The following is a 23484-nucleotide window of genomic DNA, read 5'->3' as shown; positions in this document are numbered from 1 at the left end:
TGGTGCCGCAGACAGATTATCTGCGGCACCATTTTCATTTGTTGATTACTGAATTTCAATTTGACCATCATCATTACTTGGTTGAGTCTTAGGTAGGGTAATCGTTAAGACACCGTCAGCTTGTACCGCGGTAATCTTATCCGCCGCAATGTTTGGTAATGCATACTGACGTTGTAACGTGCCAGTACGACGTTCATTCATAACCACATTTTGGTCTTGATCCTCATGATCTTCAAAGCTGTCTTTTTGAACCTTAATCGACAACGTGTTATCGCGATAATCTAATTTGACGTCCTGCTTATCGATTCCGGGTACATCAACTTTAACTTGATATTGATCATCCGTTTCATTGATATCCGTCTTCAGCACTTGATCCAAGCTTTCCATTGGTTCCCACAAAGAACGTGCCATCCGTTCAAATGGATCTAACATCCCATAAGCATTCCGATTCATTAAAGTATTAGTCATACTAACAATCCCCTTTCAAAATTTTAATTGGTTATTGAAGCTGGTCAGTAATTCAAATATTCATTTGACCTTTCCTGACCTTCGACTAATATCTTAGCACCATCTTTTTAGAATGCAATTATTTAGCACTCGTATATAGCGAGTGCTAAATAATCAAATTTCAATCTCACGAATTCGACGCATCAACGTTACAAATCGGGCTAGCTCTTCCTCTGAATAATCATCCACAATGCTCTGCGCTTGTACCGCAATTGCTTCATCGAGTTGCGTATGTAGATCAGCAACCGTTTGACCAGTAGTGGTTAATCTCACCAAGACCTCTTTATTATTATTTAAGTCACGAAACTTAGTCGCCAGCTCTAATCGTGCTAGTTTCGTCAACCCGCGTGAAACCGTTGCTTGCGACAAGCCCGTCGGTTCAGGAAGGTCCTTAGCGTGACACGCCCCTAGCTGACCTAGGTAAGCAATTAACTTAATATCCGTGGTCGTTAATTGCTTAATCGTCGCCTGTAACTGGACATCCGTTGTCTGCCGCATCGCCCACCGTTTTTCTTGATCATCAACACTATCTTGGGTGATGAATTGATTTAATTCATCCATTAACTGATTGATTACGATCTTTGCCATGGTTACACCTCTTTTTTATTCATGTGAATAAATACTTGCGTATCTGAATTAGTACGTCTATAATAACATTTTGTATTCATATGAATCAATAAAAATTACGGAGGACTTAATTATGTCTACCATTGCTATTATCTTAGGAAGTACCCGGCCCCAATCCAACGGCCGTGCACTCTTCAATCACTTAAAGCTAACAATTAATCAACTAACACCCAACACAACTACTCAATTTACCTTTTTAGATTTAGCCGATTACCAGCTACCATTTTTTGACGAACCCTTACCACCGATGGCCAATCCAGATCGTCAGTTACCCGCTAACCAACAACGCTGGTTGACGGATATGGCGGCCGCGGACGGCTACGTTATTTTAACGCCCGAATATAACCATGCGATGCCCGCCGTTCTGAAAAACGCTTTGGACTTTCTAGCCTTTGAAGGTCAGCGAAAACCTGTGAAATTAATGTCTTACTCTGACAACATGCGTGGTGGACAATTTGGCGCTGCTTCTTTGGTCCCAGTATTGCAACGACTTGGCATGGTTGTGTTACCTAAGCCTACGCCAGTCGGAAACGTCCCACAAACGTTGCAAGCAGATGGCCAGTTCATCAGTGAAGCCCCACTACAGGCACGCTATCAACGAGCACTTCAGCAAGCACTGACTGAAATCACCTATTACACTGATGTACTAACAGCCAACCCTTTTCCAACCGTTTAAATAGCATTTCAAGGTAAATCCTTTTATAATATAGGTAGATTTATAAGGGGGTATAACTATGAAAATTAATATTCGTCGTTCTGCAAGTAACCGTGTTTTCGCAGGCGTCCTTGGTGGCCTTGCGGAACATTATAACTGGAATGCTAACGTTACACGTCTGCTATTCATCGTGTTGGCAGTCACACCCATGTTTCCAGGGATCATCGCTTACTTAGTTCTCTGGTTACTCATGAAAGATCCTAGCGAAGCATAAGCGCATGTTTTTACCTAATGTAACATTCAGAATACAGCAAGAGGCCATGACTTATGTCACAGCCTCTTTTTAGGTAGTAAGGATTATTATCAGCTAGTTCTTATCTACATTCACTAGGCAAGTTGCAGCCAGCTCAATCGTAGCAGCAATCCCTTCACTACCCCAGTGACGAGGATCATGCTGTGCTAGTTGTGCTAAGGAGTCGGCAGTATACAACAGCTGTCCAAACTTCACCTGTCGAAAAGCGGCACAGGCTGCCAGGGCAGCACACTCCATTTCCACGACCTGACAGCCCATGGTACGAACACTTTGAACCTTCGTGACCGTTTCACGGAAAAAGGCATCCGTCGTCCATGTCTTTACCGCCTGCCAGTCTATCCCAGCGGCCGTCAACGTGGCCTTCATCGTGGTTACAACTTCAGCATTTAACGTGACCCCATCAGCTGCCGGTAAATAATGAAACGACGTCCCTTCATCCCGCAATGCCGCGGTTGGAATTAACAGCTGATTTTCGGCAAGTTCCGTCAACGCTCCACAACTACCAACTGCGATAATGCTGTGAGCACCAAAATCAATCAGCGTTTCTAAATACATTGTGGCGGCTGGCGCTCCTAATGGTGCCTGCGCGACAGCCAGCGTTTGACCGTGATACTGAATTTGGTAGACCCAGCTCACCTTGGTTACTGTATCAAAATGACCTAACTGCTGCCCCTCATACTGCTCAATAAACGCTTGAAAGTTGTCATCACCCGTAAATATATAAAGCAGTTTAGCTGGGATCACAAAGCGGTCCGTAACCCCGGGATTAACGACTGCATTAGGGTCTGAGTCATACTGTAATAAAGTTAATTCTTGCGACATAGCAATTACCCCTTCCTTATCTGTACTATCAGAATGTTAGTATTAGCACCTTTTTAACGACAAGCTACCTAAAATCTGATATATTATTGCAACCAACGTAATAATTAGTAATTTAATTGTCGGGTATTTTACATAGTAATTATGCTAACGATTCGTATATAATATAATTTATATGATAGTTATAAGCAAGAAAGGATGTGGCGAAATTGTCCCACGTAATCCGCAATCGGCGGCAAGACTTTAGAGAACCTAATCGGTAATAATACAATTTAAAAGGAGCAGATTTTTTAATGACAGATAACAATAATCAGCAATTTCCCAACCAGGAGCAAAATGACTCCAAGAACCCTCCCGATGCAGATAACTTATGGCAGCTTGATGAATCAGCTTTAGCCACTAAGTACGCCACCGATCCTGAAAAGGGATTGAGCGCAACTGAAGCTGCCGACCGCCTACAACATGACGGCCGCAACGAACTGGAGACCAAGCGTACTTCTCGGTTCGTCCAATTCATCAAGCAGTTCAATAACAGTATTATCTATATTCTAGCGGCTGCAGCCATCCTGACCTTCTTCATGCACCATTACTCAGATTCAATCGTTATCGGCTTAGTGATCATCGCTAACGCCATTATCGGTTACATCCAGGAACGTCAAGCTGGTAACGCCCTAGAACGCATTCGTGAAATGCTGGTATCTAAAAACTTCGTCATTCGTGACGGCAAGAAACTTGAAATTGATGCCCGTGAATTAGTCGTTGGTGACCTGGTTAACCTCGAAGCAGGTGATGCCGTTCCCGCCGACATGCGTTTAATCTCTGCGGATAACTTCAACGTTCAAGAATCGATCTTAACGGGTGAAACGAACCCCATTGAAAAACAAGAAGAACCCATGACTGAAACGACCTTAGCCTTGGCTGACCGTAAGAACATGGTCTACGCTTCGACTGCCGTCACTAGTGGTTCCGCAATGGGGATCGTCACGGCAACCGCCGAAGATACTGAGATTGGTCATATCCAGCAATCAGTTAGCGACGTTAAGGAAACGACCACCCCACTGATGCGTAATCTAAACTCACTTGGGTTTGGTTTATCCATTGCGATCGTGGTCGCTGCCGTACTTCTCTTCCTATTGGGTATGTTAGTAGACACCTACAGTTTGCCAACGTTACTAATCGCCGTTATTACAATGGTCGTCGGTTCAATGCCAGAAGGGTTGCCTGCTAGTACGTCCGTCGTATTAGCGATGGGGACTCGTCAAATGACGAAGAAAAATGTCATCGTTAAATCATTGCCCGCTGTTGAAACACTTGGTGCCGTCGACATCGTTAACACCGATAAGACTGGGACCTTAACTAAAAATGAAATGACCGTTACCAAAGTCGTTACGCCGGATCATATCTTTGATGTGACCGGGGTCGGCTATGATGATAACGGTGACGTTAACTTTGACGGTCATTTAAAACTAGATGGCCAAAGAGTTGATTGGCATCACGATCAAAACATGGAATGGCTCGTGAACATTGCGGGTCAAACCACGGATGCTGAACTACACTTTGAAAACAACCGTTGGGAACTGACTGGTGAACCAACCGATGGGGCCTTAACAACTCTTTATCGGAAAATGACTGGGCACGATCCAGAAGTTGCCGAGATCGATTCGTTACCATTCGATTCAGCCTTCCGTTTCTCAGCTCGACTAGCTGATCTCGACGGTCAACGACTTTTAATGGTTAAGGGATCACCTGCAACCATTCTCCGTCTAACTGATCAAGCTAACCAGACGAGCTACTGGGACAATGCCATGGCAGACTTAACCGCAGACGGCTTACGAGTCGTTGCCTTAGCCTACCAAGTCGTTCCCGATACGATGACTGATATTGATGCACAAGCAATCAGTGGCCTTCATTTGGCCGGTTTAGTCGGAATCATCGACCCACCACGGGAAGAAGCTGCCGACGCAATCGCTGAATTACGCCAAGCCGGTGTGCAAGTTAAGATGATTACTGGGGACCACCCTGATACTGCCATGGCGATTGCCAACAAGCTTAACTTGGCAGCCGATGTCAAGGCCATCACTGGTCCTGAAATCGATGCGATGGATGACCAACAGTTAAACGAACATATCGATGACTACAACGTGTTTGCCCGTGCAACACCTGAAAACAAACTACGAATTGTTCGCGCACAACAAGCTAACAATCACGTCGTTTCAATGACTGGTGACGGGGTCAACGATGCGCCCGCCTTGAAGCAAGCCGATATTGGGGTTGCCATGGGGATCAAGGGTACCGAAGTCGCTAAGGAATCCGCTGATATGGTCTTAGCTGACGATGATTTCGCTGATATCGTTGCTGCCGTTCGCGAAGGCCGACACGTCTTCGATAACATCCGTAAAACGATCCGTTTCTTACTACCAACTAGTTTTGCGGAAGGGCTAGTCGTCATCATCAGTATCCTGATGGGTCACGATTTGCCACTCTACCCAACTCAATTGCTCTGGATCAACATGGTTTCAGCTTTAACCATCCAGTTCGCCTTCATTTTCGAGCCACCCGAGGCCGGGATCATGTCACGGGGACCACGTAACGTTAAGGCGGGATTGTTATCCAAACTTGATTACTTTGAGATTGGCTACGTCTCCCTCCTGATTTCAGGTTTAGGGATCTTGGCTTACGACTACTTGACTGCGTTAGGTTTGCCAAACGTTGTCGGTAGCACGATGACACTGAATATCATTATCTTTGGTAAGATCTTCTACCTCTTCAACTTGCGAAACGACCACCCGGTTATTTCCAAGTACTTCTTCCAAAACAGAATGGCGTTCTACATCATCGGGATCCTGATTCTCTTACAACTTGGGATTATCTACCTACCGTTCATGCAGTCAGTGTTCCACACGACTAGCATCAACTTCATGTATGGCTGGGGAATTCCAATCTTGTGCGGGATCGTTGTCTTGATTGTTACAGAGATTGGTAAGTTCATCCGTTTCCGAGCGTTGGAAAAATCGGACGCACTTAATTAGTTAAGATTACAAAAAATGCCTCACCAACTTTTATTTGTTGGTGAGGCATTTTTCTATTTACTGAATTAATGTTTCACGTGAAACCTCAACACGTCCCCAAGAATCGCATCAGCACAGCGTTAAACGCCGCCGACTGCTCCGCCATCACAATATGCCCAGCATCAGGGACAATAACGCTGTGTCCGTTTTTAGCCATCGTAGCAGTCACTGTAGCGAACTCGGGGTTAAAGAACGGCGATTGCGCACCCGCAATGATTAGAAATGGGACCGTTAATTGAGCCACCACGTCGCGCCAATCCTGAACCGCATGATTAACTAACAAGGGGAACATCAACTGTCGATCAAACGGCGCCTGTGCTTCCACTGCCTTGACCCGTGCGTAAGTCTCATCATCAACATACTTGTATGTTGATCGCCCTAATGGCATCCGGAAATAGTCTGGAAAATCGGACCACTGAATCTGTTTGAAGCCGTATGACCAATCACGCGTATTAACCATCTTAGGTGACTGATCGACATCGATCAGCGCCTTAATTTCGCTATCACCATAGAGTGACACGTAAGCAAACCAAGTCGCAGCGCCCATCGAATTTCCTAGCAGAATTGGCTTCGTTAGATGTAAACTTTCGATTAATTCATGTGCATCAATCGCCCGCCGACTCATCCGTAATCCCTTGACCGTGTGCTCTGACAAGCCTTGGCAGCGGCCATCCAAATTAATGACGCGGTACCCGGCTGCTATCAGAACAGGAATCTGTGCGTGCCAGATTTCCTTCGAGCCACCAAATCCCGTCAAAATAACAATTGGTTGGCCGTCGCCTTCATCCGTATAATCCAAACTAACATGATCTGACGTCATAAACCGCATTACGCTACACCCCTTTTGACTGTTCTTGCCACCTACTTAACAGTAAAATCCTGTACGGTTAACTTATTTAATCGCGTTAGCCACGCTTGCGTCTTTGAATCTAACTCATCCGTAGCTACCGGATCAGTCGCCATTACTGCCGGATTTAATAGACTGGCCACCTTAGCCCAGTCAATTACGTTGTCTGTCTGAAGGCCGGCTTGTAGTGCCATAACTTGTTCACTGGAGATCTGTACTAACGCTTTAGCATCGCGAGCCATTCCAAGTAAGGCATTGACCGCCAACTGTTCGGTCAATAATTGCTGCCACGTTGCCGGCGTTAAACGTTCAATCAAATTGACCCGTTCTTCTAACGGTACAGCTGGGGCTTCTTTGGTTAGAAAGGCCTGCCACTGGTCAAACTCGCGATCTATCAACGCATAACCTTGCCATGGCAATTGCCGATTAAATGCTTGTAAGGTCTGTTTCGTTAGCGCTGTTTCCGACCAAGTTGACCCCGATACGGCTTGTGCCTGATCTACCCACTGTGCGCTCCATCGTGCCATCGTTTGGCGCGTCGCGAGCCGTTGTCGGGCTGCTTGCGTTAAATGGTAACGAACTTGTAAAAATTCGCCGACCGCAGTCGTTGCAATCACCCGATCCTGATGAACTTGGTGTCGCTGTTTAAGCTGCCGGATCTTTTTTTGTTTACTAGCTTTCGCGTACTGTCCCTGTTTAACCATCCTGCCACCGCTCTCTCAAATCATAATTAACTATGATTTTACCGCAACAAACGACCAAAATAAAAGTACTTACCAAATTGGTAAGTACTTCTTTGCAAGACTTAATCTATTTTGTAGCTGATTTCTTACCCTTACCCGCAAACTTGCGGAAGTAAACCACTGTCATAATCAATAGGAAGACCACCCCGACTAAAATCGAGTAGCGCGTTTCCGGATTAATGAACATGAATACCAACGTCAACGCTAGAAAAGCCAACGTTAGGTAGTTGGAATATGGTGAAAATGGCATTTTGAATGGATGGTTGACCATCTTATCAGCATTTTGCTTACGAAAGGCAATCTGACTGATCAAAATAACGACCCATGGCACCATCCCAGGAAGTACACTTGAGCTATAGACCATTACGAAAATCTCACTCGCACTGGTAAAGAACATCGGTAGTACTACGTTGAGCACCACTCCGATAAGGATACCCGTTGAAATCGCAATTACGGAATAGAATGGAACCCCATGACGATTTAACAACGTCATTTTCTTAGGTAACTGCTGATTTTCAGCTAACGTGTAGGTCATCCGACTAGCACTGTAAATCCCCGAGTTAGTCCCGGAAAGTGACGCCGTAATAACTACAAAGTTGATGATCGACGCAGCGGCCGTAATCCCAATCTTAGCGAAAGTTTGGACAAACGGTGACCCAATCTGGCTCAGTTGGTTCCATGGATAAATGCTGACAATCACGAAGATGGCCCCTACGTAAAAAATGAGAATCCGTGCAACCGTTGACCGAATGGCCTTAACGATCGTACTCTGTGGATTTTCAGCTTCACCGGCTGTGACCCCTATCAATTCAATCCCTTGATAGGAGGCCAACACAATGGCTAGTGCAAACACAAAGCCTTTGACACCACCCGTAAAGAAGCCACCGTGCGTCCATAAGTTACTGATCCCGATGGCTTGGCCATGATTACCAAAACCAAAGAGAATCAAACCTAAACCGGCAATAATCATTAAGATAATCGTCACAACTTTGATGAGTGAGAACCAGGTTTCCAAGGTTCCAAACATCTTAACCGAAATCAGATTGGCCGCACATAGGAACCCGATTGCAATCAATCCTGGCACCCAGTCCGGCAAGTTCGGCCACCAGTAACGACAATAGCCGCCCAGCGCGATCATTTCACTCATGCCGACCACTACGAATTGGAAGATGTTACTCCAAGCCGTTAAATATCCGAATACCGGGTGAATGTACTCGGAAGCAAACTTGGCAAAGGAACCGGTATTTGGGTCAACGTACAGCATTTCACCCAAAGCTCGCATAATCAGGTATAAAAAGGCCCCTGATACGATGTAAGCAATTAGCACTGACGGTCCGGTCCACTTGATTGTTGAGCTCGATCCCATGAAGAGACCGACCCCAATCGTGCCACCCAGTGCAATCATTTGCATCTGGCCCGTACTTAATTTTCTTTGCATAACTTACTCTCTTTTCATTAATTCAAAGATCATTCACTGTCACTTAACAGTATATAGCCTTTATCTTAGCTAAAAACGGGCAACGACGCAAACTGGTTTCACTATTGAGAATTGGTGCGAAGCGCGCCTTGATAGGCCAGATACCCCTTACATAGAAATTAATCAACGCAAGCAACTTTCTTCCTAATTATGCGTATAATAAGGTTAGCAAATTCGAAAAGAGGTTTTTCCATGGCAAATTATATTAAAGAGATTCGAGCTTTAGTTGGTCACAAACCGATTATCCTAAATACATCTGGCGGTATCTTAGTCAACGATAAACAGCAAGTCTTGCTTAACTTACGAGCAGATACCCATAACTGGAGTCTGCCAGGCGGTTACTTAGAATACGGTGAAACCTATGCTAAAGCTTGTGTTCGTGAATATAAAGAAGACAGTGGCATTGATGTTGAAATCGTTGATCAAATTGCTATCTTTGACCAAGGCGAAACAGCTTACCCCAATGGCGACATCGCTCAGACAATCAGTGCACTATTTTTAGTCAAAGCAATTGGTGGCCAAGCTCTCACTAGTGCCTCGGATGAAACGCTCAAATTGGATTACTTTGATTTCGACAATTTACCACCCTTACTCAACCAGCAAACCGCTGACATGATTCAAGCGGGACAAAAATATTTACAGTCACATTAATTAATATAAAGAGCAGCTAAATCATGAGATTTAGCCGCTCTTTATATTTTGACTAATCAGTCAAAATAGTTAGATTTATTTTTTCTGAAACTTTCTAACCTTCTACAGGCAGACGTTGATTGTAGATACTCACTAATAAACACAACTTAATACCGTTCCGTTTGTCGTCAGAGCTAGCTCAGCCGAAACAAGGTACTCATATTCCAAAGCGCCTCTCGAATTATTAGCACAATCGAACTACACTCCAGATAATTATGTTCAGCTAACCAAACAGTATTATCAAATAATCGGCCGATTCTAATTTAGTTTAGATGTTTCACGTGAAACATTTCATGCCACACAACTAACTGCGTAAAACCCTTGCGTACTTCCAAGCTCCTTAACAACAGCCAGGTGAGCCCTACTTAATCCGTAGCTACTAACATTCCCGCTACAGTTTGCCGCATATCATCACTCTGCGTTAACATTGTAATCACAGCAGATCCTGCCGCACCAGTAGCCGCAATCGCCGTCAATTCAGTCTCAGTAATACCACCGATTGCCACGATTGGTCGATCGGAGGCAACTACTAACTGATGCAACCCATCTAATCCCACAACCGGATCCGCATCATCCTTAGACGTTGTTGGAAAAATAGGGCCACTACCCAAGTAAGCAATCCCCTCAATTTGATTTGCTAGCTGAACCTCAGCCAACGTGGAACATGATAACCCCACAAACATGCGACCAGCAACGCGCTGAATCACTTGAGTCACATAATCGTCCTGTTGACCAACGTGAATTCCATCTGCACCTAGTTCTAAGGCTAATTCAACATCATCATCCACAATAAATGGGACCCCTGCAATCGCACAACGTTCACGTATCTGTTGTCCTAGTTCCAAGCGTTCCGTCGCTGTCAATCGACTAGTACCCTTATCTCGATACTGAAACGCTGTGATTCCAGCATCCAACGCTGTTTGCACAACTGCTAGTAAGTCTTGTTGGGGGACGTCTTGCGTTCCACAAACAAAGTAGGCCCGTAATTGGTTAGGATTAAAACTAAGCGTCATTCGTCGTCACCTCGTTACTCAAAGCCGCCCAATGATTCAAAGGCCCATGTCCGTGACCGACTTGAATCGACGCCTTAATTGTCCCCGCAACATACGCCTTAGCCGTCTTAATAGCATTCATCCTCGACTGACCTTTTGCCAGTTCAGCCGTGATACAAGCCGATAATGTATCACCAGTTCCATGCGTTCGCACCGTATCAACTCGCGGTGCTGACAACCAGAAGGACGTCCCATCTGCCAATAACACAAAATCATTAGCAGACTCAGGATCGGTCTCGTGACCACCTTTAATAATCACGTTTTTGGCACCCAAATCCTGTAAGGCATGACCTGCAGCCACCATATCATCATTACTAGTAATTGATTGGCCGGTCAATCGTTCCGCCTCGGGCAAATTAGGCGTTACCACCGTTGCCAATGGGATCAGTTCGTCACGAACCGTTTGAATCGCATCTTCAGCCAATAAGGGCGCACCGCCCTTTGCAATCATGACTGGATCGACCGTTAGTGGTCCAAAATCGACGCGTTTCAAATTTTTCACAACCGTGTGAACGTGCTCAGCATCCGCCAGCATGCCTGTTTTACAAGCCCGAATTTTAAAATCGGCTGCTAGCGATGCAAACTGCTCGTCAATTAACTGTGTCGGCATCGCCATAAAGTCTTGGACACCCAAGGTATTTTGGGCCGTAACGGCTACCACGACTGCCGTACCAAAAACATGTCGTGCCTGCATCGTTTTTAGATCAGCCATTACGCCAGCGCCGCCACCACTATCCGTACCGGCAATCGTTGCAACTTGTGGAAATTCATTCATCTTTTAAACCTCCCTTTCTGTGGAGTCTACCCTTTGATGACTTTAGCAACCGTCTGAATTTCGTCAATCGTAATCAGACTGAGGCGATCAATCAAATCAACTGCAAAAGTGGCCGGTCGTGGTGCCGTTAACTGACTATCGACCAACTCGCCCGCGGCCGCAAGTACTAGGCAAGCGACTTGCGCTGCTTGATAATAATTTGACGTGCTCACCGCCGTAAATGCCGCAACGATACTCGACAGTAGATCACCAGAGCCAACGTGTAGCTGGAACAACGGGCTACCATTGGAAATTTTAATAACCTGCTGACCGTCCGTAATCACATCAGTTGGCCCTGACAAGACAACACAACAGTCAAACTTTTGTGCACACGCTTTAGCAATTTCAACCACATCGCCCTGACCGCTCCCGGCATCAATCCCCTTAGCCTGCCACTCCATATCAGCAAGGGTCGCAATTTCGCCCGCATTTCCGCGCAGTACGTCCACTTGAAACGACTTTAATAAATCAAGCGCCACTCGTTTTCGATAGGGCACAGCACCTACTGCTACTGGATCAAACACCACTGGCTTGTGATACTGATTAGCAAATTTTCCAACTGCTCGCATTTGTTCTACTTGTTGCGTTGTCAGTGTTCCTAAGTTCAGGCAAACCGCATCCGCAATCTGGACAAGCGCTTCGGCCTCCTCGATTTCTGCTGACATAATGGGTGATGCCCCCAGCGCATTCAACCCGTTGGCAACATCTTGAACGGTGACAAAGTTAGCTAGATTCAACACGATTGGTTGTTTTTTCCGTAATGCGGCTAATAATTGTAGTTCCATCTCAATATCCCCCTTAGTTCATCCGGCAAAACAAAAAAACGACCACTGATCAGCCTACATTGATCCAGTGGTCGCTAGTGATGCGCAACAACACTTTCCTACGCAAGTTTGAGCTTACAGGTTCAAAGGGATCAGTGCGCCCAGCGCTATCTCAGTCCATCTATGGACACCCCTAGTGTTTAAAAATATTCAGTTGTTATTCCTAGTTTAACGAGTGTAACCGCTAACGTCAATTATTCCGACAACACATTAACCGTATCGATTAACGCTTTATTACAAATAAAATGTGGCTAGACGGGTATAATTAAAACTAAATCAACCTTTAGAAAAGAGTGGTCATCTATGCAAGCCCTAGTCGTTCCTAATTCATCTGCCAAGACCCTTGATCAATTAACATGGCAAGAACGTCCCATGCCACCCCTTGCACCCAACGAAGTTATGATTAAGACTCAAGCAGTCGGTTTAAATCCGGTTGACTTCAAGTTAGTGCTTAACGGTGATGCTGCTTGGCAATATCCCCATACGCTCGGTCTTGATACGGCCGGAATCGTCGAAGCAGTTGGCGCTGACGTCACTGATTTCCAGCCCGGTGAACGGATCTGCGGTCACGCGAATCTCGCACATAACGGCACGTTTGCGGAATACGTCAGCTTACCTGCCGCAGCACTTGCGCGAATCCCAGACATTGTCAGCTTTGAGACTGCCGCAGCTAGCCTCTGCGCCGGTTTGACCGCTTACCAAGCACTGCTTCGCAAAGCCAACCTGAATGCCGCACAAACCGTCTTAATTCATGCTGGTGCGGGCGGTGTCGGTAGTATGGCAATTCAACTCGCTAAAGCAGCTGGCAAAACGGTTTTCACGACCGTTTCTCAGGGTAAACAGGACTTTGTGTCACCGTTGCACCCCGACGCCCAACTCGACTATCACCATGAGGACGTCACCGCACGCATCCAAGAACTCACACACGGCCAAGGTGTTGATCTGATTATCAACACGGTTGGTCATCCTGACGCTGACTTACCACGGCTAGCCTACAATGGCCAATTAGTCTGTGTACTCGACACGCCTGCTAACTTTCAAACTGACCGTGCCATCACCATCAGCGATTTAGACTTAGGCGGCGCACACCGCAGTGGCAATCCTGCCCAAATCGCTGACCTTGGCACCATGGCAACCGCCTTACTTGCCCTCATCGCAGCGGGTAAGGTTGATCCGCTGATCAATCAGGTCTTGCGGCGTGACCAGCTGATTGACGGTCTACAACAGTTACAGGCTAGTCAGGTTACTGGCAAGCTCGTGGTGACTTTCGATTAAGCTATAAATAGCAAAACAGCGAGTTGGAGGAATAATCCCCCGGCTCGCTGTTTTTGTGTATGTTGACGATTTATTGCCGAAACGTGCGCCAAGAGCCAGTTGCTTCCGCTTAGCTACGGAAGTCCAACGATTGCCAAGTGCGCAATCATCGGCCTTCCTAGGCTATGCTCAGCAACTACCCGGCTCTTGGCCCACTCTACTAAACTTTACGCAAATGTTGCCAACTGTTGCTTCGTCAACGTATCGTTCATCCGACCACTCCGGAAACCACCTAAATCAAGGGTGACGTAACGGAAACCAAGTGATTGTAATTCACGGTTGACCCGGTCATTGAAGACCAAGAAGTCGCCGATACGGGCTTCTGGCAATTCGATCCGTGCAATTTCGTGATGGAAACGTACTCGTACCGTTGGGAAACCTAAGCTCCGTAAGTATTTTTCAGCAGCCATCACTTGGGCAATGTTTTCGTGAGTCAACGTCGTTCCGTATGGGAAACGTGATGATACGGAACAAGAAGCAACCTTGTTCCAGTTCGTTAAGCCTAACTCTTGAGCAAGCGCACGTACATCCGTCTTGAAGAAGTCAGCTTCTTGCAACAAACTACGGGCACCGGCTTCAGTCCGGGCCTTCAAACCTGGACGATAATCGTTTTCGTCATTCTTGATCATTCCATCAAGGACAGCAGCACTACCATTTGCGGCTGCCATTTCGTTCAAACGCGTATAGAACATCTTTTTAGCATAGTACCAGCTATCAGCGGTGTTATTTTCGATGTGTTCGTCACTCAAATAATCTAACATCGTCGTTTGAACCGTTGCGCCTAATTCTTCAGCCAAGCTAACGGCCTTATCGAATTCTTCGTCCGTAAATAATTCTGAGTTAGCAACGACGGCAGTCACGTTGTCGCGACCTAAGACGTTGAGTGCCATTTTCAAAACTAACGTACTGTCAATCCCACCAGAGAATGCGACGGTTACCTTTTGTAATCCAGTTAATAACGTGGTTAATTCTGCTTTTTTTGCTGCTAAAGTTGCCATTTTTAATATCCTTCTTCTATATGATTAATTTAGTTGATTCCAAAAAATCCGTGCATGAATAAGGCCGCACAAGCTGCGCCAACGAATGGTGCAATCCCTGGGACGATAATCCCGTACTGCCAATCGCTTTCAGCCTTGTTAGCGATTGGTAAGATTGCGTGCGCAATCCGGGGTCCCATGTCACGAGCAAGGTTCATGGCGAATCCAGTTGGACCGCCTAACCCCATCCCGATGGCCCAGACTAAGAGTCCGACGCCAATTGGCACGATTCCGGGCGTTTTAACTTCTGAGATCGCTAAGATTCCAGAAATAAAGATAAACGTGTCGAAGAATTCAACGAAGAAATTCCGTGGTAAATTACGTACAGCTGGTGCCGTACAGAACAAATTGCGAATCGTAATTGGTGAAATTTCGCCCGTAGACGCCTTGAAGTGGTCCGCGTACATAATCCAAACGATTACTGAACCAAAAACACCACCAAGAACTTCCGCAATGGAATACGGAATAAAACTACTCCAAGCTAAGTTCCCTAATAGACACTGTGCCAAGACCATTGCGGGGTTGATACAAACATTCCCAAAAATAAAAAGTGCAATTGTAATCCCAAAACCCCACGTTGTAATGGCAAAGATATGTCCAGAACCACGATACTTCGTGCCTTTCAGCACGGTACTACAGTGAACCCCGACCCCAAAAATAATCATTAGGGCGGTTCCCATAAATTCAGCCATCAATTGATGTAACAAATCTAATCATCCTCATTATTTAATTGTTCAACGGCTACCAAAGCTGCTTGATAGACCGTTCTAAACGGAATATGAAACTGCTGTGCAAGTTGGGCACAGTCTGCATACTCCGGCATGCGTTTCTCAATACCTTCATACGTCGCCACTTTAACTTGAACGTTGCCGTACGGCGTTGCAACTGTTACGAAATGACGCTGCATGATCGTCCGTTGCCAAGTCTGGTAGCGAACCCCAATCGTCGTCGTTTCGGCTAAAATCAACTTAGTGAGAGCTGCCCGTTCTTGCGGATTTCCCAATACCGTAAGTTTAATGGCAGGGCGGTTTTTCTTCATCTGGATCGGCGTGAAGAAGACATCGTATGCCCCCGCCGTTAACAACTGATCCATGACATAGCCCAGGCCTTCACCCGTTTGATCGTCCAAGTTAGCTTCGATCATTAAGACATCATCTTTCGTCTGGTTAACAATCTGATGACTTAGTTTTTTTTTTCGAATAAAACGGCTCGCAACGCGTTAAAACCACCCGTATCACGTTTACCAAAACCGTAGCCCACCTTAAGTGGCACTTCGGTCTCAGGCAATGGCCCAAATTCATGGACTAGTGTCTTAACGAGACCCATACCAGTTGGCGTAATCAATTCAGTGTGCACGTCTAAGCGCTGTTGGATCGGAATCTTGCTCCCAACTCGCATCTGCATTACTGCTGGCACGGGGACAGGCATTTGACCATGCGCAACGTTGATAAAGCCACTGCCGTCACTCAATGGTGAGGACGTGATCTCATCGATCTGCATTAACTCTAGTGCCACACAGCAGCCGACAATATCCACGATTGAATCCAACGCACCAACTTCATGGAAATGAACATCGGCTAGTGGCATGTGATGAACTTCTGCTTCCGCCTGAGCGATTTCAGTAAAAATCGCCTGTGCACGGTGTTTGACCGTTTCCGATAAAGCACTGTCATCGATCAACTTAATGATCTCGGCTAGATGCCGCGCATCATGGTGATGGTGTACTTCGCCACTTGCATGATGGTGATGTTCTTCACCGTTGGCATGTTGATGGGTGTGCTCTTCGTGATCGTCATGGTGATGTGGGTGTTCCACAAAACCATGATCTTTACCACCGGCAACTAGTACGTCAAAACTGGTTCCATAAATACTACTCTTCGCTTCGCGCTCATACGTCAGCTCGTAACCATGAACGTGTAATTTTGCTAATTCTGTCTTTAATTGGTCAAAATCGAGACCCAGATCCAACAAGGCACCTAGAAACATGTCCCCGCTAATCCCAGAAAAAGCGTCTAAATAAAGTGTCCGCATTTCATCCTCCACTGTTCAGTTCGGCTAACTGAACAAAACTATAACTGATTGATCATACTCGCCGAATACGCCGCACCAAAACCATTATCGATATTAACGACGGTAATTCCTGACGCACAGCTATTCAGCATCGTTAGTAACGCCGTCATCCCTTGGAAATTAGTCCCATAACCGATACTAGTCGGTACCGCAATCACTGGTTTATCAACTAAGCCGCCAACAACACTAGCTAGCGCACCTTCCATCCCAGCAATCACAATCACGACTTTAGCACCACGAATGATGTCTAGATGGGCAAACAACCGGTGAATCCCAGCCACGCCGACATCGTAGACCCGTTCGACACGATTACCAAACGTTTCCGCCGTAATCGCCGCCTCTTCGGCTACTGCCAAGTCAGACGTTCCCGCCGTAACGATGGCCATGTAATCATCCGTCTTAGGGGTTAGTGCATCGCCAACCGTCATACAACGCGCCGCTTCGTGATAGACCGCAGTTGGTAGTGCTGGCTTCAACGCGTCGAATTTTTCGGTAGATAAACGCGTGGTTAAGATCGGTAAACTCTGCTGCGATAAGGCGTTAACAATCCCAACGATTTGAGTAGCGGTCTTACCGGCACCATAAACGACTTCAGGAAAGCCGTTGCGGTTCTTCCGACTCAGGTCAACGTTCGCAAAACCCAATGCCGCCGTCTGCGTATTTTCAAGCTGTTCTGCTGCCAACTGTGGGCTTAATTTTCCCGCTGCTACTTGTTGTAGAATCTCAGTTGTCGTTGCCATCTATTTCACGATGACGCCTAAACCATCAGGAACAACGGTTACTTTGGCAGCTTGACCTTCGCGAGCGTAAGCCATGGTCATTGCTTCATCCAACGTCTTAGCCAATTCCATGTGCATCCCTGAAATCAAGGCAGGATCAACCAAGTCTGAAACGAAGATAACGTGATGGTGTACTAAGATCCGGGCAAAAATCTGTGCAGTCCATTGATCAGGAATCGTCTTTAAACGTGGCGTATTGATCGCTTGGTCCAAGAATTCCTTAGGATCATCAACATCAGCTAAATTATGGTAGAAACCATCACCACCGTGACCATCACGCGCACCAGCAACCATAATAATCGTTCCGTTTTCCTTGTTGGTTGCTTCAGCGGCAGTCATCCCCTTAACGGCTTGATAAATATTTTGATCAAGCGGGTAACCACCGTTCGTTGAAATTGCGATGTCACAATCGATTGCAGGAACACTCGAAAGGTCCTTAACAAAGTCACAACCGACCTTGTGAGCAGCTTCCATATCACCGGCAAACGAACCAATGATTTTTTTATCTTCGTCTAAAACAACGTTAATAATGAAAGCTAATTTAGCCGTTCGTGCAGCGTAAACCATGTCTTTATGGATCGGATTGTGCATCAAGTTACCAGTCCGTGCTTTAGGCGAGTTGATAAATTCACCTGAGTGGTTGGCCATGATCGTCTTATATGACGCAATCCCTGGTAATACTGACTTACGACCACCTGAGAACCCGGCGAAAAAGTGTGATTCAATAAAACCTTCGGAAATTAATAAGTCCGCTTCCGCTGCAACCTTATTAATAATGCAGTCACCACCAGAAGGTAGCTGGCCGATCTTAACCATTGAATCGTCATCCATTGAAAAATGCATCACGATTTCTTCATTCGCCACAATCTCTTCGCCGTACTTGTTGACGAGTTCTTCATGAGTTGATGGTCGATGGAATCCAGTTGCGACCAAGATACGAATCCGAGCATCCGGTGCTACTGACCGTAACCGCCGTAATAGAATGGGCGTTATGATATGTGACGGTACTGGCCGTGTGTGGTCAGAACTAATAATGACAATGTTCTTTTTCCCTTGTGCTAATTCTTCTAATTTAGGCGTTCCAATCGGATTATCCAGTGATTGTTCGACCGTTTCTTGTTCAGATAATTTGTTATGATATGTTGCTGCTTGTGAGACTAATTTGCCGGCGAAATTATCATCATTAATTTCGGCCGTAATTGTCCGCTTGTCATATGGTAAATCAATTGAAACCATGACTATTAGGCATCCTCTTTCTCTGTAAAACTAATTTTTAACACGCACCTTTTGTTATACTAGTGGTATCGCAGCTTGTCTGCTACATTTTAAGTTCCCAAAAATAGTTAACAAATGTATACTTTAAATGCGATTGTACCAATCACAAAAACCGCTATGCTTGAGTAGTGTCATTATCGTGATTGGTATTGAGAGTCGCAATTTGCATCACCCTCAACCTAAATTTATTCACGAAAGAACTGAAAAACTAAGATGGTATTAACTGATATTGAATATTTACTGAGTTATTTGGAAGCACACAACGTTCCCACCATTAAGAAGAAACGGCATACCTATCTGACTTATCATGGACTAGCCGAACACTACACCTACGTGTTAAAAGACGGCATTATTAAGAACAGCATCATCTTACAAGACGGTCGGGAATTTAATCTTTCCTACATCGCCAAGCCTGATGTGATCTCCTTGTTGCGCGATGAAGTTTCGCGTTCAACGGATCAGCCGTTCAACGTCCGGATCGAGTCTGAATACGCCACCTTTTATCAGGTTAACCGGGTCGCTTTTTGGAAGTACGTTAACAGCACTCCTGAGCTACAGAACTACGTTAAGAACTACTATCGTAAGAAACTTTCCGAAAACATTTTCCGGTTGCAGCGAATGGTCATGAACGGCAAAAAAGGTGGGATCTGTGCCTTTCTTTACAGTCTGATCGACCTCTTCGGCCGCAAAGTTAAGGAAGGGATTTTAATCGACTTTATCGTCACCAACGACGACATTGCCGGCTTCTGTGGTATCAGCTCGCGCAGTAGTGTTAACCGGATGCTTAAGGAATTACGTGACGATGGTGTCATCACGGTCCAAAATCACAAGTTTATTATTCAAGATGTCAGCTACCTCCTAGATCAAATCGCAAATTAGTGAGGTGCTCATCCGTGCATATTCCGGATAATTATTTAAGTCCTGCTACCTGTGGGACACTCATCGCAGCGATGGCCCCAATCTGGACCGTTGCTGGTATTAAAGTTAAAGCTCAAATTAAACGTCATCACGAAACCTTGCCAATGCTCGGGATTGCCGCGTCATTGGCTTTTTTGATTATGATGTTTAACTTACCCATTCCTGGTGGTACTACGGCACACGCGGTCGGAGGAACGCTACTAGCGGTGCTGATTGGCCCGTGGGCAGCCTGTTTGGCGCTAACCGTCACCTTGCTTCTCCAAGCGCTGTTATTCGGCGATGGTGGAATCTTGGCTTTTGGTGCCAATGCCCTCAACATGGCGGTTATCATGCCATTTGTTGGCTACGCTTGTTACCGCTTAGGTCAGAAGTTACATCATGAAAAATTAGGACTCGCAATTGGGGCCTACGTTGGTATCAATACAGCGGCCCTCGTTGCCGGAATTGAACTTGGACTCCAACCACTACTGGCTCACACTGCTAGTGGCGCGCCATTGTACTGTCCATATGGGTTAAACGTTGCCGTCCCTGCCATGTTAACGGCGCACTTACTGATTGCCGGATGGGTTGAAGTGGCCTTCACGTTACTCGTGTTCCAATTCGTCAAAAAAGTGGCTCCTACTAATCTGTACCAAGTGCCCGCGCGCACTAATCAGCGGCCTTGGATCGCACTACTGCTTGGATTAGCAGCACTTTCGCCACTCGGCCTATTAGCTAGCAACACCGCTTGGGGTGAATGGGACGCGACGGAACTCAAACAGCGACTGGTTCAACAACACGTTAGTACCAGTGCCCCGCGAGGCATGGTCCATGGATTCCATTTTCAAGCGTTGTTCAGTAACTACGACATTGCTGGGTTGCCAATCAGCATGGGTTACATCCTGTCCGCGTTAACTGCCGTCCTGATTTTTCTACTTTTGATTCGAGGCCTTCAACATGAAACCAACACCATCAACCACTAATTTACCTGAATGGCTATCAAATCCGACAACCAGTCCGTCACGGCCGTCAAAAGTTAACTTTTGGCAACGTAATCAGCGGCATTTGCGCGGACTACTGAACCACTTAGCTCAACCAACCCCCATTGTGACTGACCAGCGCTGGCACATTACACCCCAGATCAAGTTGATCCGTTTACTCGCATTAGTGATTCTAATTGCACTAATTAATAACGTTGTGTTGCTGTGGGGATTAGCCCTACTACTTGGAAGCCAGTTGCTCTGGTTACCGCCACAACAGTTACGCCAATTTATGAGCCACTGGCTAGTTAGCATCGGCATTGCTGCTATCTTCGTTCTGCCTAGCTACTGGCTTGCTGGCCCAGCTACGTTAGGATTTTTCATTTTTAAAACGAGTTTAATGTTGGCAAACGCGCAGTACTACCGTTTCACCACATCGGTTCAAGACTTACTGACTGGATTAAAAGCACTGCATTGTCCTGACATTTTCATCATGACGCTTGCCATTGCGTTGACGTACCTCCGAATGCTAGGCCAGCACCTGTTGCTCACAATGGAAGCCTTAGAGCTACGGACCGTGGCGCCTACCAAACATCCGTATCGCTTAATTGGGGCATTATTCGGTAATTTATACTTAAAGAGTTATACGTACGCGCTAGAATTATACGCAGCCATGGAAGCACGCGGCTTTAACGGTCACTATTCTCGGGGTATTGCCAGCTCCAATCATTGGCGTGATTACTTGGCACTTAGTCCAGCATTAGTTGCTTGGATGCTATTTATTTTCTGGGGGCGTTAACATGCTATTGCTTAAATTGGTAAATATTTGCTATGATTATCCTAATACGTGTGGTTTAGACCAACTCAGTTTAGATATTCACGCGGGTGAGTTCGTTTGCTTAATGGGGCCTAATGGTTCTGGCAAATCAACCCTACTCCGGATTCTGAGCGGTTTAGCAAGTCCAACAACTGGTGACTACCAGTTTGACGGTCAGGCGATTACCGCCACGTACTTAGCCGATGCACAACGGCGTCAACAGTTACATCAGCGGATTGGAATGGTTTTTCAAAACACCGATGTCCAACTGTTCAATACGTCAGTGGCCGAAGAGATTGCCTTTGGTCCCCGCCAACTGGGATTAGCATCCGCAGTCATTGAACAACGTGTCACCGATTGCCTGGAGCTCACAGATTGTCAGGACCTACGTGATCGGATTCCCTACCAGCTTTCTGGTGGCGAAAAAAAGCGCGTGGCTTTAGCCAGCGTGCTTGCTTTGAATCCTGAAGTATTACTGTTAGATGAACCGCTGAACGGCTTAACGATTGCCGCTCAGCAGCAAATGCTAACCCTCCTACAACGGCTACAAGCTAGTGGCAAAACCATCATCATGGCTAGCCATAACTACCAGCAAGTCCAAGCCGTTGCTGAACGTTTCATTATTTTTAACAGTACCCACCAAATCGACGCTGATCTAGCGCGGGCTGATCTTAACCAGCAGCCGGACCGTCAAGCGCAATTGATGACTTTATAATTAAGAGGAGTTGAGAAGATTGATTAATCCAAACGGGGCCATTCATCGTGGTTGGAATCGGCGTGTTGTTACCGGTAAAAGCTTATCAGAATGTGACGAACGCCTTGTAAAATACTTGAATGACCAAGACTACGGTTCAGGCGAATTCATGGTTTTACATGAAAATGATGGTAGTAACCAAAACACTGGTTATGATTTACCAGAAGGCGATACTTGTTACATTAGTTTCTTAATTTACAACAGTCGTCTTTAATAATTAAAACGTCGGTGCTGAAATTCAGCATCGACGTTTTTTTAGTCTTTAATTTAAGTGATCACAAATCATTCTACAGAACCTCGCTTCTCAAAGGCCCAGACGTTGCAGCATACTATCTGAAAAATCTTGTAATTCTGTTAGCGACCACTGTTCGTCAGATACTTGACCAGCATAGCTCTTCAGCGCTTGATGGATCAATGGTTGCCACTGAACTGGTAAGTGAGCTAGTCCCCACTCACCGCCCGTCTGTTTGGATAGAATAAGACCATCCTGACGATAAGCAAGCACTCGGCACAGATTTAAGATTGTATACATCGGCTGGTCGTGGATGCCGATAGCCGCATTTTCAACATCAAATTTTATACTGTCCCAGTAATCAATGGCAGAAACTGGACCAAAGACTTCCTCAATGGCCGGTCCTACTAGCACTTGTCCGGCTGCATGCATAATCGTTAAATGGGCCGCTAAGTCTAGATCAGTTCCTTGCATCTCCCGTAAGTAACGTTCAGGATTGCGCTGGTAGTGTTGATAATGATATTTCGAAAAGTGAAAATCAAACGAACACGGGTGGATAAAGTGCTGTGTCGCAGACAATAACAAGACATGAAATTCCAACCCTTTTTGTGGTGCTAACGGCCATAACTGATCGAGCGTAACCGTCATTAGTTGCTGTTTTTCAGTGATTGTTAATTGATGATGAACAACTACCACGTAATCGAGATCGCTAATTTTTTCGTTATAGGATCCCAATGCATAAGACCCATGAAGGTAAATCCCAACCAGATTGGCTTTTAAAATATCCTGATAAGTCGTTTTTAAAAGCTGTAATAATTGCTCGGTTCGTTGCACGCTTACACCCCACCTTAGATTGCTATTTGTATCAAATCAACACACCGGATAATCTGAAC

The 23484-nt window shown here is 45.8% G+C and carries 26 protein-coding genes and 1 riboswitch; of the genes, 10 read left to right on the top strand and 16 right to left on the bottom strand.

The features are described 5' to 3' along the window. Positions 1–45: 45 nt before the first annotated feature. Together ACG95_RS00985 and ACG95_RS00980 are read right to left on the bottom strand one after the other, a co-directional pair. Complete coding sequence (locus ACG95_RS00985) at positions 46–468, bottom strand: Hsp20/alpha crystallin family protein (RefSeq protein WP_047998700.1); 423 nt, start codon at positions 466–468, stop codon at positions 46–48. Positions 469–621: 153 nt separating this feature from the next. After that, positions 622–1095 carry a MarR family winged helix-turn-helix transcriptional regulator gene (locus ACG95_RS00980; protein ID WP_047998699.1) on the bottom strand — a complete coding sequence of 158 codons (474 nt, stop codon included), beginning with the start codon at positions 1093–1095 and terminating at the stop codon, positions 622–624. Positions 1096–1207: 112 nt separating this feature from the next. Between ACG95_RS00980 and ACG95_RS00975 the strand changes: the two genes are divergently transcribed. After that, positions 1208–1810: an NADPH-dependent FMN reductase gene (locus ACG95_RS00975; RefSeq protein WP_047998698.1), complete on the top strand. Its 603-nt coding sequence runs from the start codon at positions 1208–1210 to the stop codon at positions 1808–1810. 58 nt (positions 1811–1868) lie between these two features. Beyond that, positions 1869–2063, top strand: a complete 195-nt coding sequence (locus tag ACG95_RS00970; protein ID WP_047998697.1) for a PspC domain-containing protein — start codon at positions 1869–1871, stop codon at positions 2061–2063. Positions 2064–2156: 93 nt separating this feature from the next. Here ACG95_RS00970 and ACG95_RS00965 read toward each other — a convergent pair whose 3' ends face one another. Next, complete coding sequence (locus ACG95_RS00965; protein WP_047998696.1) at positions 2157–2924, bottom strand: nucleoside phosphorylase; 768 nt, start codon at positions 2922–2924, stop codon at positions 2157–2159. Between the two features lie 290 nt (positions 2925–3214). On the opposite strand from ACG95_RS00965, the gene ACG95_RS00960 reads away from it, so the two are divergent. After that, positions 3215–5950, top strand: coding sequence for a cation-transporting P-type ATPase (locus ACG95_RS00960; RefSeq protein WP_047998695.1), 2736 nt, complete (start codon positions 3215–3217; stop codon positions 5948–5950). An 85-nt stretch (positions 5951–6035) separates the two neighbouring features. On the opposite strand, the gene ACG95_RS00955 is transcribed toward ACG95_RS00960, so the two are convergent. The 3 genes from ACG95_RS00955 to ACG95_RS00945 all read right to left on the bottom strand — a co-directional run bounded on the left by ACG95_RS00955 (position 6036) and on the right by ACG95_RS00945 (position 9017). Continuing rightward, positions 6036–6818 (bottom strand): alpha/beta fold hydrolase, encoded by a 783-nt coding sequence (locus tag ACG95_RS00955; RefSeq protein WP_047998694.1) that lies wholly within the window; start codon positions 6816–6818, stop codon positions 6036–6038. Positions 6819–6850: 32 nt separating this feature from the next. Then, positions 6851–7540, bottom strand: a complete 690-nt coding sequence (locus tag ACG95_RS00950; RefSeq protein ID WP_047998693.1) for a hypothetical protein — start codon at positions 7538–7540, stop codon at positions 6851–6853. A gap of 106 nt (positions 7541–7646) precedes the next feature. After that, entirely contained in the window at positions 7647–9017 is a 1371-nt protein-coding gene (locus tag ACG95_RS00945) for an amino acid permease (protein WP_047998692.1), read from the bottom strand. Between the two features lie 231 nt (positions 9018–9248). Here ACG95_RS00945 and ACG95_RS00940 point away from each other — a divergent pair, with 231 nt between their 5' ends. Beyond that, positions 9249–9707, top strand: a complete 459-nt coding sequence (locus tag ACG95_RS00940) for an NUDIX hydrolase (RefSeq protein ID WP_047998691.1) — start codon at positions 9249–9251, stop codon at positions 9705–9707. A gap of 404 nt (positions 9708–10111) precedes the next feature. Here ACG95_RS00940 and thiE read toward each other — a convergent pair whose 3' ends face one another. From thiE to thiM, 3 genes are read right to left on the bottom strand one after another with little or no spacing between them, the layout of a single operon-like run. Further along, on the bottom strand, positions 10112–10759 hold the full coding sequence (gene thiE / locus ACG95_RS00935; RefSeq protein ID WP_047998690.1) for a thiamine phosphate synthase: 648 nt from the start codon (positions 10757–10759) through the stop codon (positions 10112–10114). Beyond that, a complete protein-coding gene (gene thiD, locus ACG95_RS00930; protein WP_047998689.1) occupies positions 10749–11573 on the bottom strand; it encodes a bifunctional hydroxymethylpyrimidine kinase/phosphomethylpyrimidine kinase in 825 nt (274 codons plus the stop codon). Before thiD ends, thiE begins: the two co-directional genes overlap by 11 nt. A gap of 26 nt (positions 11574–11599) precedes the next feature. After that, positions 11600–12397, bottom strand: coding sequence for a hydroxyethylthiazole kinase (gene thiM, locus ACG95_RS00925; protein WP_047998688.1), 798 nt, complete (start codon positions 12395–12397; stop codon positions 11600–11602). A gap of 78 nt (positions 12398–12475) precedes the next feature. Beyond that, positions 12476–12581, bottom strand: a riboswitch (TPP riboswitch). Positions 12582–12739: 158 nt separating this feature from the next. Here thiM and ACG95_RS00920 point away from each other — a divergent pair. Then, positions 12740–13711, top strand: coding sequence for a zinc-binding dehydrogenase (locus ACG95_RS00920; RefSeq protein ID WP_047998687.1), 972 nt, complete (start codon positions 12740–12742; stop codon positions 13709–13711). Positions 13712–13917: 206 nt separating this feature from the next. On the opposite strand, the gene larE is transcribed toward ACG95_RS00920, so the two are convergent. Genes larE through larA form a run of 6 tightly spaced genes read right to left on the bottom strand, consistent with a single transcriptional unit; the run spans position 13918 to position 18872 of the window. Continuing rightward, positions 13918–14748 (bottom strand): ATP-dependent sacrificial sulfur transferase LarE, encoded by an 831-nt coding sequence (gene larE / locus ACG95_RS00915; protein WP_047998686.1) that lies wholly within the window; start codon positions 14746–14748, stop codon positions 13918–13920. 29 nt (positions 14749–14777) lie between these two features. Beyond that, positions 14778–15494, bottom strand: coding sequence for a D/L-lactic acid transporter LarD (gene larD, locus ACG95_RS00910; RefSeq protein WP_047998685.1), 717 nt, complete (start codon positions 15492–15494; stop codon positions 14778–14780). 2 nt (positions 15495–15496) lie between these two features. Next, on the bottom strand, positions 15497–15931 hold the full coding sequence (larC2, locus tag ACG95_RS14875; protein ID WP_047998684.1) for a nickel pincer cofactor biosynthesis protein LarC2: 435 nt from the start codon (positions 15929–15931) through the stop codon (positions 15497–15499). Positions 15932–15969: 38 nt separating this feature from the next. Continuing rightward, positions 15970–16818, bottom strand: a complete 849-nt coding sequence (gene larC, locus ACG95_RS14870; RefSeq protein ID WP_047998683.1) for a nickel pincer cofactor biosynthesis protein LarC — start codon at positions 16816–16818, stop codon at positions 15970–15972. Positions 16819–16856: 38 nt separating this feature from the next. Then, positions 16857–17597, bottom strand: a complete 741-nt coding sequence (gene larB / locus ACG95_RS00895; RefSeq protein WP_047998682.1) for a nickel pincer cofactor biosynthesis protein LarB — start codon at positions 17595–17597, stop codon at positions 16857–16859. Continuing rightward, complete coding sequence (larA, locus tag ACG95_RS00890) at positions 17598–18872, bottom strand: nickel-dependent lactate racemase (RefSeq protein WP_047998681.1); 1275 nt, start codon at positions 18870–18872, stop codon at positions 17598–17600. 252 nt (positions 18873–19124) lie between these two features. Here larA and ACG95_RS00885 point away from each other — a divergent pair, with 252 nt between their 5' ends. From ACG95_RS00885 to ACG95_RS00865, 5 genes are read left to right on the top strand one after another with little or no spacing between them, the layout of a single operon-like run. Further along, positions 19125–19790 (top strand): Crp/Fnr family transcriptional regulator, encoded by a 666-nt coding sequence (locus ACG95_RS00885; RefSeq protein WP_047998680.1) that lies wholly within the window; start codon positions 19125–19127, stop codon positions 19788–19790. A 14-nt stretch (positions 19791–19804) separates the two neighbouring features. Further along, a complete protein-coding gene (gene cbiM / locus ACG95_RS00880; protein WP_047998679.1) occupies positions 19805–20791 on the top strand; it encodes a cobalt transporter CbiM in 987 nt (328 codons plus the stop codon). Beyond that, on the top strand, positions 20766–21587 hold the full coding sequence (locus ACG95_RS00875) for an energy-coupling factor transporter transmembrane component T (protein ID WP_047998678.1): 822 nt from the start codon (positions 20766–20768) through the stop codon (positions 21585–21587). Before cbiM ends, ACG95_RS00875 begins: the two co-directional genes overlap by 26 nt. A gap of 1 nt (position 21588) precedes the next feature. Continuing rightward, complete coding sequence (locus ACG95_RS00870; RefSeq protein ID WP_047998677.1) at positions 21589–22320, top strand: energy-coupling factor ABC transporter ATP-binding protein; 732 nt, start codon at positions 21589–21591, stop codon at positions 22318–22320. Between the two features lie 19 nt (positions 22321–22339). Beyond that, the gene (locus ACG95_RS00865) at positions 22340–22573 is read left to right on the top strand and encodes a hypothetical protein (RefSeq protein ID WP_047998676.1); all 234 of its coding nucleotides are present in this window, start codon (positions 22340–22342) and stop codon (positions 22571–22573) included. 90 nt (positions 22574–22663) lie between these two features. On the opposite strand, the gene ACG95_RS00860 is transcribed toward ACG95_RS00865, so the two are convergent. Further along, the gene (locus tag ACG95_RS00860) at positions 22664–23425 is read right to left on the bottom strand and encodes an aminoglycoside adenylyltransferase domain-containing protein (RefSeq protein WP_047998675.1); all 762 of its coding nucleotides are present in this window, start codon (positions 23423–23425) and stop codon (positions 22664–22666) included. Positions 23426–23484 lie beyond the last annotated feature (59 nt).

Origin of the sequence: Lactiplantibacillus herbarum (assembly GCF_001039045.1) — a bacterium.
GTDB lineage: Bacteria > Bacillota > Bacilli > Lactobacillales > Lactobacillaceae > Lactiplantibacillus > Lactiplantibacillus herbarum.
This window is presented reverse-complemented; position numbering and strand designations above follow the sequence as displayed.